Source organism: Neisseria sp. S1, assembly GCF_048060015.1.
In the GTDB taxonomy this organism is placed as follows: Bacteria; Pseudomonadota; Gammaproteobacteria; order Burkholderiales; family Neisseriaceae; genus Neisseria; species Neisseria arctica.
Window position 1 is genome coordinate 36170 of the sequence record NZ_JBLUPI010000003.1, and the last position, 15324, is coordinate 51493.

The window sequence follows — 15324 nt, forward strand, 5'->3', positions numbered from 1 at the left end:
CGCCTTTACAATAAACGGTTTGATTATATGTACCTGAAGGCCGTCTGAACACAACAAAAAGCGGCTGTTGTTTAGTAAGAAAGAAAACGCAGCGGTTTGCTGCACAGAAGATAGAGTATGATGAAAAACAGAGTAAAAAATATCCATTTTGTCGGCATCGGCGGATCAGGTATGAGCGGTATTGCCGAAGTACTGCATAATCTCGGATTTAACGTTTCAGGTTCAGACCAAGCTCAAAGTGCAGTAACCCGTCATTTGAGCAGCCTCGGTATCCAAGTATACCCCGGTCATACTGCAGAGCATGTTGCCAATGCCGATGTAGTCGTCACTTCTACTGCGGTAAAAAACGATAATCCTGAAGTGGTATCGGCTCACGAACGCAAAATTCCTGTCATTCCACGTGCATTGATGTTGGCAGAGCTCATGCGTTTTCGTGATGGTATCGCTATTGCCGGTACACACGGTAAAACCACAACCACCAGTTTGACTGCTTCGATTTTGGCTGCTGCAGGATTAGACCCTACATTCGTTATCGGCGGCAAACTGACCGCCGCAGGCAGTAATGCCCGTTTGGGAAAGGGTGAGTACATTGTTGCAGAAGCGGATGAATCCGATGCTTCATTCCTACACCTGACCCCCGTGATGTCGGTAGTGACCAATATCGATACCGACCATATGGATACTTACGACCATAGTGTCGATAAGTTGCATCAGGCATTCATCACTTTTATCCATCGTATGCCTTTTTACGGTAAGGCATTTTTATGTATAGACAGTGAACATGTACGCGCTATTTTGCCTCATGTCAGCAAACCTTTCGCTACTTACGGTTTGGATAGCAGTGCTGATATTTATGCAACCGATGTCTGCACCGACGGTGCGCAAATGCGGTTTACCGTGCATGTGAACAGTGAAGGCATCGAGCCGTTTGAAGTGGTGTTGAATATGCCCGGCCGCCATAATGTATTAAATGCCTTGGCGGCCATCGGTGTGGCTTTGGAAGTTGGTGCGCCGGTCGAGGCTATTCAGCAGGGTTTGCTCGGTTTTGCCGGTGTAGGCCGCCGCTTCCAAAGTTACGGTAACATTAATTTACCCAAAGGCGGGCAGGCGTTGATTATTGATGACTACGGTCATCATCCCGTTGAAATGGCTGCTACTTTAGCTGCTGCCAGAGGGGCTTATCCTGACAAAAGGTTGGTGCTGGTATTCCAACCGCACCGCTATACCCGTACCCGTGATTTGTTTGAAGACTTCGTAAACGTATTGAGCACGGTTGATAGTTTGGTATTGACCGAAGTCTATTCGGCGGGCGAAGAGCCGATTGTCGCTGCCGACAGCCGTGCCTTGGCGCGGGCCATACGGGTTTTGGGGAAATTGGAACCGATTTACTGTGAAGACCTCAACATGTTGCCGCAAACATTGCTGAATGTTCTACAAGACGGCGATGTCGTACTGACCATGGGCGCTGGCAGTATCAATAAAACCGCACAGGCTTTGGTAGATCAAACCAAATAACGTCGTGGTAGTTATAAAATTGAGAAGGCGGTTGTCCAACAGTGAGGCCGTCTGCAAAACAGCAGGAAAGAAACATAGATGCAAAATTTCGGTAAAGTAGCCGTATTGATGGGCGGATTTTCGGCTGAGCGCGAAGTGTCGCTGAACAGTGGTGCGGCAATTGTCAAAGCCTTGCAAAGCAAAGGAATAGACGCCCATCCGTTTGATCCCAAACATGAAGATATTATGCAGTTGAAAGCCTTGGGTTTTCAGACGGCCTTTAATACGCTGCACGGTACCTACGGTGAGGATGGTACGGTACAAGGCGTTTTGGAGGCGCTAGGGGTGCCTTATACCGGTTGCGGCGTTGCCGCTTCATCTATCGGGATGGACAAATACCGTACCAAACTGATTTGGAAGGCATTAGGATTGCCTGTACCTGAGTTCGCTGTTTTGCATGATGACAGTGATTTCGAAGCCATAGAGAGCGAGCTGGGTTTGCCTTTGTTTGTCAAACCCGCCGTAGAAGGTAGTAGCATCGGAGTTGTCAAAGTTAAGGAAGCCGGTGCTCTCAAAAGTGCATATGAATCAGTAAAACACTTACATGGCGAAATTTTGGCCGAGCGTTTTATCGGCGGCGGGGAATACACTTGCGGTGTATTGGGTCGTACCGCATTACCGAGTATCCGTATTATTCCGGCTACCGAATTTTACGATTATGAAGCCAAATACAATCGTGACGATACCGTTTACCAATGCCCTTCTGATTTAAGCGAAAAAGACGAAACCCTGATGAGAAATTTGGCCGTGCGTGCCTTCGATGCGATAGGCGGCCAAGGATGGGGGCGCGTGGATTTTCTAAGAGATACCGATGGAAAGTTATATCTTTTAGAAATCAATACTTTGCCGGGAATGACCAGCCATAGTTTAGTGCCGAAAGCAGCGGCTCAAAGCGGCTTGAGCTTTGCCGATTTATGTGTTGAAATTTTAAAGACTGCTCATGTGGGATAATGCAAGCGCCATGCGGCGTATTACCCGCTGGCTACTCACACTTGTCGTACTGATGTTGTTGGGTGCCGGCGGCGTGTGGCTTTACAACTCGCCCTATCTGCCGATTAAGCAAGTAAAGATAGAGGGGGAGCTCAAGTATACCGGCGGTAAAGAATTGCAGACTATTGCCCAACAATATATCCGCGGCAATATTTTGAAAGCCGATTTAAACGGAGCGCGTGAGGCTTTTGAAAAATTACCATGGATAGCATCGGCACAGGTTCGCCGGAAAATACCCGATACGGTGGAAATATCCTTAGTAGAACGTGTGCCCGTAGCACGCTGGAAAGATTCGGCTTTGGTAGATTCCGAAGGTAATATTTTTAAAGCACCCAGTGATGAAGTATTTCCCGAGTTTGACGGGCAGCCCGGTCATGCTAAAGATATGGTTACCCATTATCAACACTTCAAATCATTGCTGGCTCCCTTAAATCTTAAGATTACCAAGCTCGAATATACGGCGCGCTCGGCGTGGTCGTTGGTGTTGGATAATGGTATCAGCATACGTCTGGGACGTGAAAATGAAAACGAGAGATTGCAGCGTTTTGCCCGGTTGTGGCCGGATTTGCTGAAAAGCCAGCAAAACAGATTGGATTATGTAGACATGCGTTACAAAGACGGCTTTGCCGTACGCATGCGTGAAGCAGAAGAAGATATGCCGTCTGAAACTGCTGCCGAAGATCAACAGTAAACAAATAATGAATGGAATATCATGGTAAAAGGCAAATATATCAGCGCACTTGATATCGGTACATCAAAAGTTATCGCACTTATCGGTGAAGTTCAAGATGACAACGAAATCCATATTGTTGGCTTGGGACAGGCGCCTTCACGCGGTCTGAAAGCCGGTATGGTGACCAATATCGATGCTACCGCCCAAGCCATTAAGCAAGCCATGAATGAGGCCGAATTGATGGCAGACTGTAAGGTTGACAGCGTTACTACGGGTATTGCAGGAAACCATATTCGCAGTTTGAACTCCCAAGGCGTAGTGAAAATTAAAGACGGCGAAGTAACCCAAGCCGATATCGACCGTGCTATCGAAACCGCTAAGGCTGTTAATATTCCGCCGGACCATAATATTCTTCATACTGTTGTACAAGAGTATATTATTGATAACCAACCCGGTGTCAAAGAACCCATCGGTATGAGCGGCGTACGCTTGGATACCAGAGTACACATCATTACGGGTGCGATTACCGCATTGCAAAACATTCAAAAGTGCGTTAACCGTTGCGGCCTGCACATGGATCAGATTATGTTGCAACCGCTGGCTAGCGGCCAGGCGGTTTTGACGGAAGACGAAAAAGATTTGGGTGTCTGCGTGATTGATATCGGCGGCGGCACAACCGATATTGCGGTTTATACTAACGGTGCTATCCGTCATACTGCGGTGATTCCGGTAGCGGGTGATTTGATTACCAAAGATTTGGCTCAGGCGCTCCGCACCCCGCACAATGCGGCTGAATACATAAAAATCCATCACGGCGTAGCAATTGCCACGATGGATGGTTTGGATGAAATGATCGAAGTGCCGAGCGTAGGAGACCGTCAGCCGCGCCAAATTTCACGCCGTGTACTAGCCAGTGTTATCGGACCGCGTGTAGAGGAAATTCTGGAGTTAACTTTAAATGAGTTGCGCCGCAGTGGATTCCCTGAAGAGGTGTTAACTTCAGGTGTTGTTCTGACGGGCGGGGCATCTTTGCTGACCGGTATAGTTGATTTGGCCGAAGATGTGTTTAATTTGCCTGCACGTATCGGCGTACCTCAAGAAATGGGCGGGGTGTCCGAGCGCATCCGTAACCCGCGCTATGCGACGGCTATCGGCTTGCTTCAAGCAGCACGTGGTGATGTTTACGGCAGCACTGTTAGCGGTAGCGTAGCGGTGAAGGAACCGGGTGAAAGCCTGTTGGTCAAAATCAAAGAATGGTTGCGCAATAACTTTTAATCTTTCATTTCTGGGATTTCATAGGCCGTCTGAAATCAAATGGCTCGAGGAAAAAGGTAAAAATAAATCAGCTTTTACTTTTTTACAAAAAAATCCTCTATAATGAAAGAGATTAATATATGTTTGAAATGTTGTCCTGAAGCAGGGCGCAGAGGAGCTTTAACATGGAATTGGTTTACGATGTAGTAGAGTCTGCAGCGAGCCCTGCGGTCATCAAAGTAATCGGTATTGGCGGCGGCGGTTGTAATGCAATCAATAATATGATTGAGAACACCGTTCAAGGTGTCGAATTTATCAGTGCGAATACAGATGCCCAAGCGTTGGGCAAGAACAATGCTGCCAAGCGCATCCAGTTGGGTGTAAATTTGACCCGCGGCTTGGGTGCCGGTGCCAATCCTGAAATCGGCCGTGCGGCAGCCCAAGAAGACCGTGAAGCGATTGCTGATGCCATTCGCGGTGCCAATATGTTGTTTATCACTACTGGTATGGGCGGCGGTACCGGTACCGGTGCGGCACCGATTGTTGCGGAAATTGCCAAAGAACTGGGTATTTTGACTGTGGCGGTAGTAACCCGTCCTTTCGGCCATGAAGGCAAGCGCATCAATATCGCCCAAGAGGGTTTGGACCATCTTAAGAGCCAAGTGGATTCACTGATTGTGATTCCGAACGATAAGCTTATGACTGCTTTGGGTGAGGATGTTACTGTGCGTGAAGCATTCCGTGCGGCCGATAACGTATTACGTGATGCGGTTGCCGGTATTTCCGAGGTGGTAACCCGCCCGGGCTTCATCAACCTTGACTTTGCCGACGTGAAAAACGTGATGAGCATTATGGGTATGGCTATGATGGGATCGGGTTTTGCACAAGGCATTGACCGTGCACGTTTGGCAACGGAGCAAGCCATTTCCAGCCCGTTGTTGGATGATGTGACTCTCGACGGCGCACGTGGTGTGTTGGTGAATATTACGACCGCTCCGGGCTGTTTGAAAATGTCTGAGTATCGTGAAATTATGCAGGTGGTCGATGAATACGCCCACCCCGAAGCAGAGCGTAAATATGGTACTGCTGAAGATGAAGCAATGGAAGAAGGCGATATTCGAGTTACCATTATCGCTACCGGTTTGAAAGAACACCAGTCTGCTTCCAATACCAATAATTTGCGCATGGTGAAAAACCAGCACGCAACCGGTACGGACGATGGTTTCCCCAATATTGACAGCGTGATTGTTTCCGGCCGCAAGGCGCGTAGTATGAATCTGGCTGCATCGGACTTTTCAAATCAGTCTGTATTGGATGATTTTGAAATTCCAGCCGTATTACGCCGACAAGCCGATTAAATCTAAATCAATTGGTTCCAGTAAAAAGGCCCGTAATAGAATAATTACGGGCTTTTTGTTTTACATAGCAAAAGTTTTATGTGGGGAAAATAAAAAAGCAACGGTTAGATGCCCGTTGCTTTTCAGACGGCCTCTTATTTGAGAGGTTGATTTTAGTTTAAATTACCCAATACGATTCGTAACATGCGGCGGAGAGGTTCTGCAGCACCCCACAGCAATTGATCGCCTACGGTAAATGCGCTGATATATTCACCGCCCATTCCCATTTTTCGGATACGGCCTACCGGAACGCTCAAAGTACCGGTTACTTTTGCAGGGGTAAGTTCATTCATGCTGGCTTCTTTTTGGTTGGGGATGACTTTTACCCAGTCATTGGCCGAAGCAAGCAGTTTTTCGATTTCTTCAACCGGCAAATCTTTTTTCAATTTTAAAGTGATGGCTTGGCTGTGGCAACGCATGGCACCAACGCGGACGCATAACCCGTCAATCACTATAGGATTGGTACTGCGGCCAAGGATTTTGTTGGTTTCTACACCGCCTTTCCATTCTTCCTTAGATTGGCCATTGCCTAAATCCGCATCAATCCAAGGAATCAGGCTGCCGGCCAGAGGTACGCCGAAATTGGTTTTCGGATAATTTTCGCTACGCAAAAAGTCGCTGACTTTTCGGTCGATATTAAGGATGGTGCTGCCGGGGTCAGCCAGCTCTTTAGATACTTCGCTGTTAATCGCGCCCATGCCTTCAATCAGCTCGCGCATGTTTTTAGCGCCGGCTCCGGATGCGGCTTGATAAGTCATGCTGGTAGCCCATTCTACCAAATCGTTTTGGAAGAGCCCGCCTAAAGCCATCAGCATCAGGGAAACGGTACAATTGCCGCCGATATAGTTTTTCACACCATTTTTCAATGCTTCGTCAATGACGTTGCGGTTGACAGGGTCGAGAATAATCACTGCATCGTCATTCATTCGTAATGATGATGCGGCATCAATCCAATAACCTTGCCAGCCGCTATCACGTAGGGGTTGGAAAACAGATTTAGTGTAATCGCCGCCTTGGCAGGTTACGATAATATCCATTTTAGCCAGTTCGGAAATATTGTTGGCATCAAGGAGTTTTTTCTCTGTTTGTCCAAAGTCGGGAGCATCGCCGCCGACATTTGAAGTGGTAAAGAATACGGCCTCGGGAATATGGGCGAAGTCATTTTCTTCTTGCATACGCTGCATCAGCACGGAACCTACCATGCCGCGCCAGCCTACGAAACCTACTTTCATGTATTTTCTCCTGAAAAAAGATTTGATGATAGAATAATACGATATTAAGGAAAGATTTTTAACCCTATAGGGTAAAATGTAAAGTGATTTATTGCTATTGATAATAAAATGTTGTAAATCATATGGGTATATTTTTTATATTTTAATTGTATGTGGGGGTAACAATGAATATGGATATGCAATCAAACACTATGTGGCATAGTGATGAGGTTGAAGTTGTTATTGCTTCGCCAGGTAGCCGTATTGCCGCTTATTTATTGAATTTGTTGTTTTCTATCGTGGCTTATTTGCCATTATTATTTTTTGTTTTGTGGCCTTTGATGACCAATGATTGGAATGCTACGGAAAATGTAGATATTAATTGGTTGAGTCCCGGTGTTTTGGGAGGTTTTGCTATATTGCTTATCTATGGTGTCTGGCAGCTTTGGATGATGAGCAAACATGGTCAGTCATTGGGCAAGCGGGTAATGAATATTCGCGTATTAAAAAAAGACGGCAGTAATCCCGGTTTTATCGGTACGGTTTTGATGCGTGAAGTAGTCTACAATCTTTTGCTGGCTGTAGTTGCGCTGGTTCTTGCGTTTTTAATTGTTTTGGTGTTAGGTGCCGACATGGGAGAAGCCGAGAGTGTGGGCAACCTGATTTCTTTTGCCGCGTCCGTAGCTTGTTTTGTGATGTTGTTTAATAAAGACAAAGACCGCCGTACTTTGCAGGATTATGTGGCCGGTACGGTCGTGGTACAGTTGCCTAAAAAGTAGTACGGGTAATATTACAGATTGATGGAATACATTGGTATTGCCAAAGGGCCGTCTGAAAATTCAGACGGCTTTTTTAATATCAAAGTGGTGCTGAAGAAAGAAAATCCTCAACCTTGGTATCCATAAAGTTTTTATTTATGGCTCTAATTATCTTGAAAAGATGGTTTTTAGGCAAAATTATGCCGGAAATAGGGATAAAACCGTTTGGTCAATGTTAATGACCTTGTAGTGAATATGCTTCAAAAAAGATGGCAGAAGCTGCTATAATCGCCACTGGTTTTCAATTACATCTGATTACAGTTTGAGGAGCTTCTATTATGGCACTTGTATCAATGCGCCAACTTTTGGATCATGCGGCAGAAAACCATTACGGTTTACCGGCATTCAATGTTAATAACCTAGAGCAGATGCGTGCCATTATGGAAGCGGCAGATGCGGTTAATGCTCCGGTAATCGTTCAGGCTAGTGCAGGGGCGCGTAAATATGCCGGCGCTCCTTTTTTACGCCATTTGATTTTGGCGGCAGTCGAAGAATTTCCACATATTCCGGTGGTTATGCACCAAGACCACGGTACTTCTCCGGATGTGTGTCAACGTTCTATCCAGCTGGGATTCAGTTCGGTGATGATGGACGGTTCGCTTAAGAGCGATGGAAAAACACCGGCATCTTATGAATATAATGTTGAAGTAACCCGCAAGGTAGTTGAGTTTTCTCATGCTTGCGGCGTGTCGGTAGAAGGTGAAATCGGTGTACTCGGCAATTTGGAAACCGGTAAGGCTGGTGAAGAAGACGGTATCGGTGCTGAAGGCGTATTGGATCACAGCCAAATGTTGACCAGCGTGGAAGAAGCGGCGCAATTTGTGAAAGACACCGGTGTGGATGCTCTGGCTATCGCTATCGGTACCAGCCATGGTGCGTATAAATTCAGCCGCAAACCTACCGGAGATGTTTTGCGTATTGACCGTATTAAAGAAATTCACGAACGTTTGCCTAATACGCATTTGGTAATGCACGGCTCAAGCTCTGTGCCGCAAGAATGGCTGCAAATTATCAACCAATATGGTGGTGCGATTGGCGAAACCTATGGCGTTCCGGTAGAGGAAATCGTAGAAGGCATTAAACACGGTGTTCGTAAAGTAAATATTGATACTGATTTGCGGTTGGCCTCCACGGGTGCTATCCGTAAATTTATGGCTGAAAACCCTGCGGAATTCGATCCCCGTAAGTATTTGGCCAAATCGGTTGAAGCAATGAAACAAGTGTGTATTGATCGTTATGTTGCTTTCGGTTGTGAAGGACAGGCCAGTAAGATTAAGCCGATTTCATTGGAAAAAATGGCCGAAAAGTATGCTAAAGGCGAATTGGCTCAGATCATTAAATAATGACAGCTATATTTGATGATGGTCATTTACTAAGATAGAAAAATAAAACCGAACCTGCAGATGAAGGTTCGGTTTTATTTTTTAGCAAAGAATATTTTGGAAGCATGTTTGCTATTGTACGGTATTCGTCACTTACAATAAGCCTGTTTTCAGACGGCCTTTATCAAATTGGATATATTGTTTGTTGAGGAATTGGGGCATTATGATTTTTAATACATAAATCAATGCCGTCTGAAACATTTATCAGACGGCATTGATTTATTTCTAGGTGCGAATACCATGCATTGAGCAGTAAAAGAACAATCCCCTAAACAGTACACAAAATGTTTAGGGGAAGACAGTTATGCACCTAAAAACCAAAATTTGGCAGCCCATAATACGGCTACGATCCAAACCATCGGTGGTACTTCTTTGGCGCGTCCGCACAATAATTTAATGGCTGCATAGCTGATAAAGCCCATGGCGATACCGTCTGCAATCGAGTAAGAAAAGGGCATAAATACGATCGTGAGAAACGCCGGAGCGGCTTCTGTCATATCATCCCAATCGATTTCGGTAGCACTGCGCAGCATATGTACGCCTACATAGAGTAAGGCTGGTGCGGTAGCAAAGGCGGGAACACTTTGCGCCAGCGGAGAAAACCACAAGCAGGCAAGCATCAGAATGCCAACGGTAATGGCAGTTAGCCCCGTACGGCCACCTGCGGCTACACCGGATGCACTTTCGATATAGGGTGTAGTAGAAGAGGTACCCAGTGCGGCGCCGGAAACAATAGCTGTCGAGTCAGCCAGCAAAGCTCGTTTTAAACGAGGCAGCTTACCGTCTTTCAACAAGCCGGCACGATGGGAAACACCTACTAAAGTACCGGTACTGTCGAACAAGTCAACCAAAAAGAAAACAAAAATCACGCTGAGCATGCTGACGGTAAATAAACCGTTGAAATCCATCTGCATGAAAGTAGGTGCGATACTGGGTACACTGCCAATGATACCTTTGAATTCACTTAAATCCAAAAAGATAGCGATTGCGGTGATGGCGAGAATAGAGAGAATAATAGCGCCGCGTACACGGTAGTGTTCTAACACGATAATCATTAGAAAACCAAGCATGGCCAAGAGGGCGGCAGGGTTATGAATATCGCCCATACCTACCAATGTGGCAGGGTTGTCGACAATAATGCCTGCGCTTTTTAGTGCGATCAATGCCAAAAAGAGGCCGATACCGGCAGCGATAGACATTTTCAGCGACATTGGTAAAGCATTTACCAAGGCTTCGCGGATCTTAAACAGACTGAAGAAAATAAAAATGATACCGGATACGAAAACGGCTCCTAGGGCGATTTGCCAAGGTACTCCCATACCTTTTACGACGGCGTAGGTGAAATAAGCATTCAAGCCCATGCCGGGTGCCAATGCAATCGGATAGTTGGCCAGGCCGCCCATCACAAAACAGCCGATGGCAGAGGCAATACAGGTGGCAACGAATACCGCACCCATATCCATACCCGCATCCGATAAAATTAGAGGGTTGATGATGATGATGTAGCACATGGTCAAGAATGTGGTTAAACCGGCAAGCAGTTCCGTGCGTACGGTGCTGCCGTTTGCCTTTATCTTGAACCATTTCTCAAGAAGACTGGTATTTGGGTTTTCCATGATAACATTCGTGAAGTTAAGTAAATGAGCCGCGCTATTATAGCGGTTTTATGCCGAGTTTTCCGAGAAGTGTCAACAATTTCTATAGGGATTTGATAATGTGTGGTTTTTCTGTTTTATATCGCTCGGGTAAAAGTGGGGTGGTTGGCAGTAGGCAAGGTAGTTGTATGTTGCTGTAAAATCGCTAGCTTGGATATCGTTAACCGATTTATACTGGAAAGAATTCTTATTCGTATCATTTCAGATGGCTTTTGTTTGATCAGATATTATCTATTTTGCTTTGAGTTCCTATGAATATATTTCGTAAAACCCTTTGGGGGATCGTTTTACTTTCGTTGTTAACGGCTGTAGGATCATTTTTTTCCCAATATGTACTCGGCTTGAATCCGTGTGTACTATGCATTTTGCAGCGCGTATCTGTGCTGGCTGTCGGCATAGTTACTTTATTGGCGGCCTGTTCTGCACAACGCAAACCGATGGCGCGTACATTGAGTGCATTATTTGTAAGTATTCCGGCGGTATATGGGGCTGGTGTAGCTGTTTATCAGATGTGGCTGCAAAGCCTCCCGCCGGGTACTGCTCCTGCTTGCGGTGCACCGTGGACGTTCCGTTTACGTGATTGGCCTTTATTCGATATTTGGGAACCGGTTGTACGTGGTTTTGGAGATTGTGCCGTACCTGATTACTTTTTAGGTGTTCCGTTACCGGTATGGAGCATATTGTATTTTGCTTTTGTGTTGCTGCTGGTATGGGGTGCATGGTGGAAGAGTCGCCGGATATAGTTCCAATATCTTGAAGGTTTGATTGAATTGGTGCAGGTTTGATTCGTGTTGATTTTATCCTGCTGCTTGCTTTGTGGGCTGCCGCTTGACGAACCTACTTCTGTATATGGAAATGCCGTCTGAAATAAAATTCAGACGGCATTTATTATCGATGTTAAAAAAGTTTATGCTTTTTCAGCAAGTTTCGCTGCACGCGCTTCCAACCATTTTTCCAAATAGTGGATGCTTACACCGCCTTTTTGAAAGCCGGGATCGGCAAAAAGATCACGATGTAAGGCTGCATTGGTTTTAATGCCCGTAATGGCCAGTTCCGCCATAGCAACACGCATTTTAGCCATTGCTTGCCCACGGGTTTTGCCATGTACACAGATCTTTCCAATTAGGCTGTCATAATTCGGCGGGATACGGTAGCCTTGATAGATATGACTGTCAACACGGACACCAAGGCCGCCGGGCAGATGGCAGCTTTCGATTAAGCCAGGGCTCGGGATGAAGTTATAGGGATCTTCGGCATTAATACGGCATTCGAAAGCATGACCTTCCAATACGATGTCGCTTTGCGTGTATTGTAGGGGCAGGCCGCTGGCAACGCGGATTTGCTCTTGCACAATGTCTACGCCGCTGATTAGCTCGGTTACCGGATGCTCTACCTGTACGCGGGTATTCATCTCGATAAAGAAAAACTCGCCGTCTTCATACAGAAATTCGAAAGTACCCGCACCGCGGTAGCCGATGCGCTTACAAGCGGCTACGCAGGCTTCGCCGATTTTTTCGCGTTCTGCTTGGGTGATACCCGGAGCAGGAGCTTCTTCGATTACTTTTTGGTGGCGGCGTTGCATTGAGCAGTCACGCTCACCCAAATAGATGGCATTGCCGTGTTCGTCGGCCAGCACTTGAATTTCAACGTGGCGGGGCTTTTGTAGGTAGCGTTCCATATAAACCATGGGGTTACCGAATGCGGCACCGGCCTCGGTTTTTGTCATCTCAACCGATTTGAGCAGGTCTTCTTTCTTTTCGACAACACGCATACCGCGGCCGCCACCGCCGCCCGAGGCTTTGATAATGACGGGAAAGCCGACTTTATCAGCGATTTTTAGGATTTCTGCATCGTTGTCGGGCAAAGCACCATCCGAACCGGGGACGCAAGGCACGCCGGCTTCAATCATGGCATGTTTGGCCGAAACTTTATCGCCCATCAAACGAATGGTGTCGGCACGGGGGCCGATGAAGACAAAGCCGGATTCTTCAACTTGTTCGGCAAAGCTGGCATTCTCAGCCAAAAAGCCATAACCCGGGTGGATGGCATCCGCGCCGGTAACTTCTGCGGCGGAAATCAGAGCGGGAATATTCAGATAGCTTTGCGGTGAGGGTGCAGGGCCGATACATACTGATTCATCGGCCAGTTTGACATGCAGGCTGTCTTTATCGGCTTCGGAATGCACGGCCACGGTGGCGATGCCCATCTCGCGGCACGCACGCAATACGCGTAAGGCGATTTCGCCACGGTTGGCAATCAAAACTTTTTTCAACATAGCGGTTTCTTTTCAGAAAAGGTTCCGAACGGTTTTTCAGACGGCCTTTCAATGTACGGATTATTCCGGGCATAGGCCGTCTGAAAGGCGGTTATTCGATGATGAACAGCGGTTCGCCGTATTCCACGGGTTGACCGTTTTCCACCAAAATTTCTTTGATAACGCCGGATTTTTCGGCTTCGATTTCGTTCATCAGTTTCATGGCTTCGATGATGCACAAGGTGTCGCCGGCTTTCACACTTTGTCCTACTTCAACAAAAGCGGGTGACGTTGGGCTTGGAGCGCGATAGAAAGTGCCGACCATCGGTGATTTTTGTGCTGCACTCAAATCGGCGGCAGGAGCAGCTGATGAGGCAGTCGCGGCGGGGGCGGCAGGAGCCGAAACTGCTACCGAAGCGGCTTGTACCGGTGCAGGAGCAGCGTAAACGGGCTGCTGGGCGGCTAAAGAGCGGGTGATGCGTACTTTTTCTTCACCTTCGGTAACTTCGATTTCGGCAATACCTGATTCTTCCACCAAATCGATCAGTTTTTTCAGTTTGCGTAAGTCCATGTTGTGATCCTTTGAAAAAGACGGAAGCGTCTGGGCGCTTGGGTCGTGATATATAGCAGGTCCGTGGGCGGCAGCTTGGCTGTCCGAGCGGAGTGCTTTTAAGAAATCCTCTGAGTAGCAGATGAGTTTTTATGTGTATTCTGATGCGGCATTTTCGCTAACTTACCGTTAAATGTCCAGTAAATTGTCAAAAAAAGGGAGTTTTGGTCGATAAAATGACGGTTGTCGAGAGTGTGTAAAATATGACGGAAACGTTAAGAGCTTTTATTCTAAAGGCTTTTGGCGGCTATGCGGTTGTCGGTTGGGATAAATGTAGTGATTCGGTGTATTGTTTAAATTCCGCTATAATTATCCACTTTATTTTCTGATAAAACGGTTCACCCATGCATATCAATGATTTCGACTTCGATTTGCCCGATGCCCTGATTGCCCAGCATCCGCCGGAGGTGCGCGGCAGCAGCCGCTTGTTGAAGGCTTTTCCCGGGCAACCTCTGAGAGACTTGCGTTTTGCAGATCTGGCATCTTTGGTATCGGCTGGGGATGTTTTGGTATTTAATAACACCAAGGTGATGAAAGCGCGTCTGTTCGGGCAAAAAGCCAGCGGCGGTAAAATCGAGGCTCTGGTTGAGCGGGTGATAGACGGGCACACGGCTTTGGCCCATATCCGCTCTTCAAAATCGCCTAAGCCGGGTACGGAGTTGCAGTTTGAAGGTGGAATTACCGCCACTATGCTGGCTCGAGAGGGAGAATTGTTTTGTTTGCGCTTTGATGGTGATGCAGATATTTACGAGCTTTTGGAGAAAAACGGCCGTTTGCCGCTACCTCCCTATATTGAGCGGGCAGCCGATGATAATGACGACAGCCGTTATCAAACGGTTTATGCCAAATATCAGGGTGCGGTTGCCGCACCGACTGCAGGCCTGCATTTTACTGAGGCTTTATTAGATGGATTGAAGAACAAAGGCGTGAATATTGGAGAAGTTACGCTGCATGTCGGGGCGGGTACATTTCAGCCGGTTCGGGTCGAAAACATAGCCGAACATAAAATGCACAGCGAGTGGTTTGAAGTGCCGTCTGAAACGGTGGCTGCGATAGAGGCTGCCAAAGCGGCAGGAAAGAGGGTGTGGGCGGTAGGAACGACTTCTATGCGTGCCCTTGAATCTGCCGCCAGAGCGACAGGCTGTTTACAGGCCGGGCGGGGCGATACCGATATTTTTATCACGCCCGGTTACCGTTTTAATGTCGTAGATTGTTTGGTAACCAATTTTCATCTTCCTAAGTCGACCTTATTGATGTTGGTGAGTGCATTTTCAGGAACGGAGCATATCCGTAATGTGTATCGCCATGCGATTGAGCAGGAGTACCGCTTTTTTAGCTACGGTGATGCCATGGTGTTGGGGAGGGCATAAAAGAGTTCGCTATATTTGCATCAAACTCTTGTTTTAGTGGTTCGGATAATTTGCCTGTTTTTTCGGCAGGCGGCAGTAAGTTGTGCTAAGCTGATGAGCATACCTATTTATGATCACTTCGCTTGGATTGGGGCTGCATTTTGCTGTCTTTTACCG

The 15324-nt window shown here is 47.0% G+C and carries 13 protein-coding genes; 9 read left to right on the top strand and 4 right to left on the bottom strand.

The features are described from left to right. The first annotated feature begins 117 nt into the window (after positions 1–117). From murC to ftsZ, 5 genes are all read left to right on the top strand, one after another. Positions 118–1515 (top strand): UDP-N-acetylmuramate--L-alanine ligase, encoded by a 1398-nt coding sequence (murC, locus tag ACEPPX_RS03015; protein WP_047760943.1) that lies wholly within the window; start codon positions 118–120, stop codon positions 1513–1515. A gap of 78 nt (positions 1516–1593) precedes the next feature. Then, a complete protein-coding gene (locus ACEPPX_RS03020) occupies positions 1594–2505 on the top strand; it encodes a D-alanine--D-alanine ligase (RefSeq protein ID WP_047760942.1) in 912 nt (303 codons plus the stop codon). Further along, positions 2495–3235 (top strand): cell division protein FtsQ/DivIB, encoded by a 741-nt coding sequence (locus ACEPPX_RS03025; protein ID WP_047760941.1) that lies wholly within the window; start codon positions 2495–2497, stop codon positions 3233–3235. The genes ACEPPX_RS03020 and ACEPPX_RS03025 overlap by 11 nt, the downstream gene beginning before the upstream one ends. 21 nt (positions 3236–3256) lie before the next feature. Further along, positions 3257–4492: a cell division protein FtsA gene (gene ftsA, locus ACEPPX_RS03030; RefSeq protein WP_047760940.1), complete on the top strand. Its 1236-nt coding sequence runs from the start codon at positions 3257–3259 to the stop codon at positions 4490–4492. A 164-nt stretch (positions 4493–4656) separates the two neighbouring features. Beyond that, positions 4657–5829 (top strand): cell division protein FtsZ, encoded by a 1173-nt coding sequence (gene ftsZ / locus ACEPPX_RS03035; protein ID WP_416622890.1) that lies wholly within the window; start codon positions 4657–4659, stop codon positions 5827–5829. Positions 5830–5981: 152 nt separating this feature from the next. Here the strand turns inward: ftsZ and asd are convergent, their stop codons facing one another. Next, positions 5982–7100: an aspartate-semialdehyde dehydrogenase gene (gene asd / locus ACEPPX_RS03040; RefSeq protein WP_416622891.1), complete on the bottom strand. Its 1119-nt coding sequence runs from the start codon at positions 7098–7100 to the stop codon at positions 5982–5984. 176 nt (positions 7101–7276) lie between these two features. Between asd and ACEPPX_RS03045 the strand changes: the two genes are divergently transcribed. Together ACEPPX_RS03045 and fba are read left to right on the top strand one after the other, a co-directional pair. Beyond that, positions 7277–7858, top strand: coding sequence for an RDD family protein (locus tag ACEPPX_RS03045; RefSeq protein ID WP_416622892.1), 582 nt, complete (start codon positions 7277–7279; stop codon positions 7856–7858). 317 nt (positions 7859–8175) lie between these two features. Next, positions 8176–9240 carry a class II fructose-bisphosphate aldolase gene (gene fba / locus ACEPPX_RS03050; RefSeq protein ID WP_047760936.1) on the top strand — a complete coding sequence of 355 codons (1065 nt, stop codon included), beginning with the start codon at positions 8176–8178 and terminating at the stop codon, positions 9238–9240. Positions 9241–9581: 341 nt separating this feature from the next. Here the strand turns inward: fba and ACEPPX_RS03055 are convergent, their stop codons facing one another. Then, on the bottom strand, positions 9582–10895 hold the full coding sequence (locus ACEPPX_RS03055; protein ID WP_416622893.1) for an NCS2 family permease: 1314 nt from the start codon (positions 10893–10895) through the stop codon (positions 9582–9584). Between the two features lie 290 nt (positions 10896–11185). Between ACEPPX_RS03055 and ACEPPX_RS03060 the strand changes: the two genes are divergently transcribed. Beyond that, positions 11186–11677, top strand: coding sequence for a disulfide bond formation protein B (locus ACEPPX_RS03060; RefSeq protein ID WP_047760934.1), 492 nt, complete (start codon positions 11186–11188; stop codon positions 11675–11677). A 164-nt stretch (positions 11678–11841) separates the two neighbouring features. On the opposite strand, the gene accC is transcribed toward ACEPPX_RS03060, so the two are convergent. Further along, positions 11842–13209 (bottom strand): acetyl-CoA carboxylase biotin carboxylase subunit, encoded by a 1368-nt coding sequence (gene accC, locus ACEPPX_RS03065; RefSeq protein WP_416622894.1) that lies wholly within the window; start codon positions 13207–13209, stop codon positions 11842–11844. Positions 13210–13300: 91 nt separating this feature from the next. Continuing rightward, positions 13301–13759 carry an acetyl-CoA carboxylase biotin carboxyl carrier protein gene (accB, locus tag ACEPPX_RS03070; RefSeq protein ID WP_416622895.1) on the bottom strand — a complete coding sequence of 153 codons (459 nt, stop codon included), beginning with the start codon at positions 13757–13759 and terminating at the stop codon, positions 13301–13303. 383 nt (positions 13760–14142) lie between these two features. On the opposite strand from accB, the gene queA reads away from it, so the two are divergent. Continuing rightward, positions 14143–15168 (top strand): tRNA preQ1(34) S-adenosylmethionine ribosyltransferase-isomerase QueA, encoded by a 1026-nt coding sequence (queA, locus tag ACEPPX_RS03075; RefSeq protein ID WP_416622896.1) that lies wholly within the window; start codon positions 14143–14145, stop codon positions 15166–15168. Positions 15169–15324: the final 156 nt, after the last annotated feature.

Excerpts from the sequence above, each read along its gene's own strand:
- ACEPPX_RS03025 (WP_047760941.1), top strand. The coding sequence starts at position 2,495 with ATGTGGGATAATGCAAGCGCCATGCGGCGTATTACCCGCTGGCTACTC.
- asd (WP_416622891.1), bottom strand. The coding sequence starts at position 7,100 with ATGAAAGTAGGTTTCGTAGGCTGGCGCGGCATGGTAGGTTCCGTGCTG.
- ACEPPX_RS03045 (WP_416622892.1), top strand. The coding sequence starts at position 7,277 with ATGCAATCAAACACTATGTGGCATAGTGATGAGGTTGAAGTTGTTATT.
- ACEPPX_RS03060 (WP_047760934.1), top strand. The coding sequence starts at position 11,186 with ATGAATATATTTCGTAAAACCCTTTGGGGGATCGTTTTACTTTCGTTG.
- ACEPPX_RS03055 (WP_416622893.1), bottom strand. The coding sequence starts at position 10,895 with ATGGAAAACCCAAATACCAGTCTTCTTGAGAAATGGTTCAAGATAAAG.
- accB (WP_416622895.1), bottom strand. The coding sequence starts at position 13,759 with ATGGACTTACGCAAACTGAAAAAACTGATCGATTTGGTGGAAGAATCA.
- ftsA (WP_047760940.1), top strand. The coding sequence starts at position 3,257 with ATGGTAAAAGGCAAATATATCAGCGCACTTGATATCGGTACATCAAAA.
- murC (WP_047760943.1), top strand. The coding sequence starts at position 118 with ATGATGAAAAACAGAGTAAAAAATATCCATTTTGTCGGCATCGGCGGA.
- ftsZ (WP_416622890.1), top strand. The coding sequence starts at position 4,657 with ATGGAATTGGTTTACGATGTAGTAGAGTCTGCAGCGAGCCCTGCGGTC.
- fba (WP_047760936.1), top strand. The coding sequence starts at position 8,176 with ATGGCACTTGTATCAATGCGCCAACTTTTGGATCATGCGGCAGAAAAC.
- accC (WP_416622894.1), bottom strand. The coding sequence starts at position 13,209 with ATGTTGAAAAAAGTTTTGATTGCCAACCGTGGCGAAATCGCCTTACGC.
- queA (WP_416622896.1), top strand. The coding sequence starts at position 14,143 with ATGCATATCAATGATTTCGACTTCGATTTGCCCGATGCCCTGATTGCC.
- ACEPPX_RS03020 (WP_047760942.1), top strand. The coding sequence starts at position 1,594 with ATGCAAAATTTCGGTAAAGTAGCCGTATTGATGGGCGGATTTTCGGCT.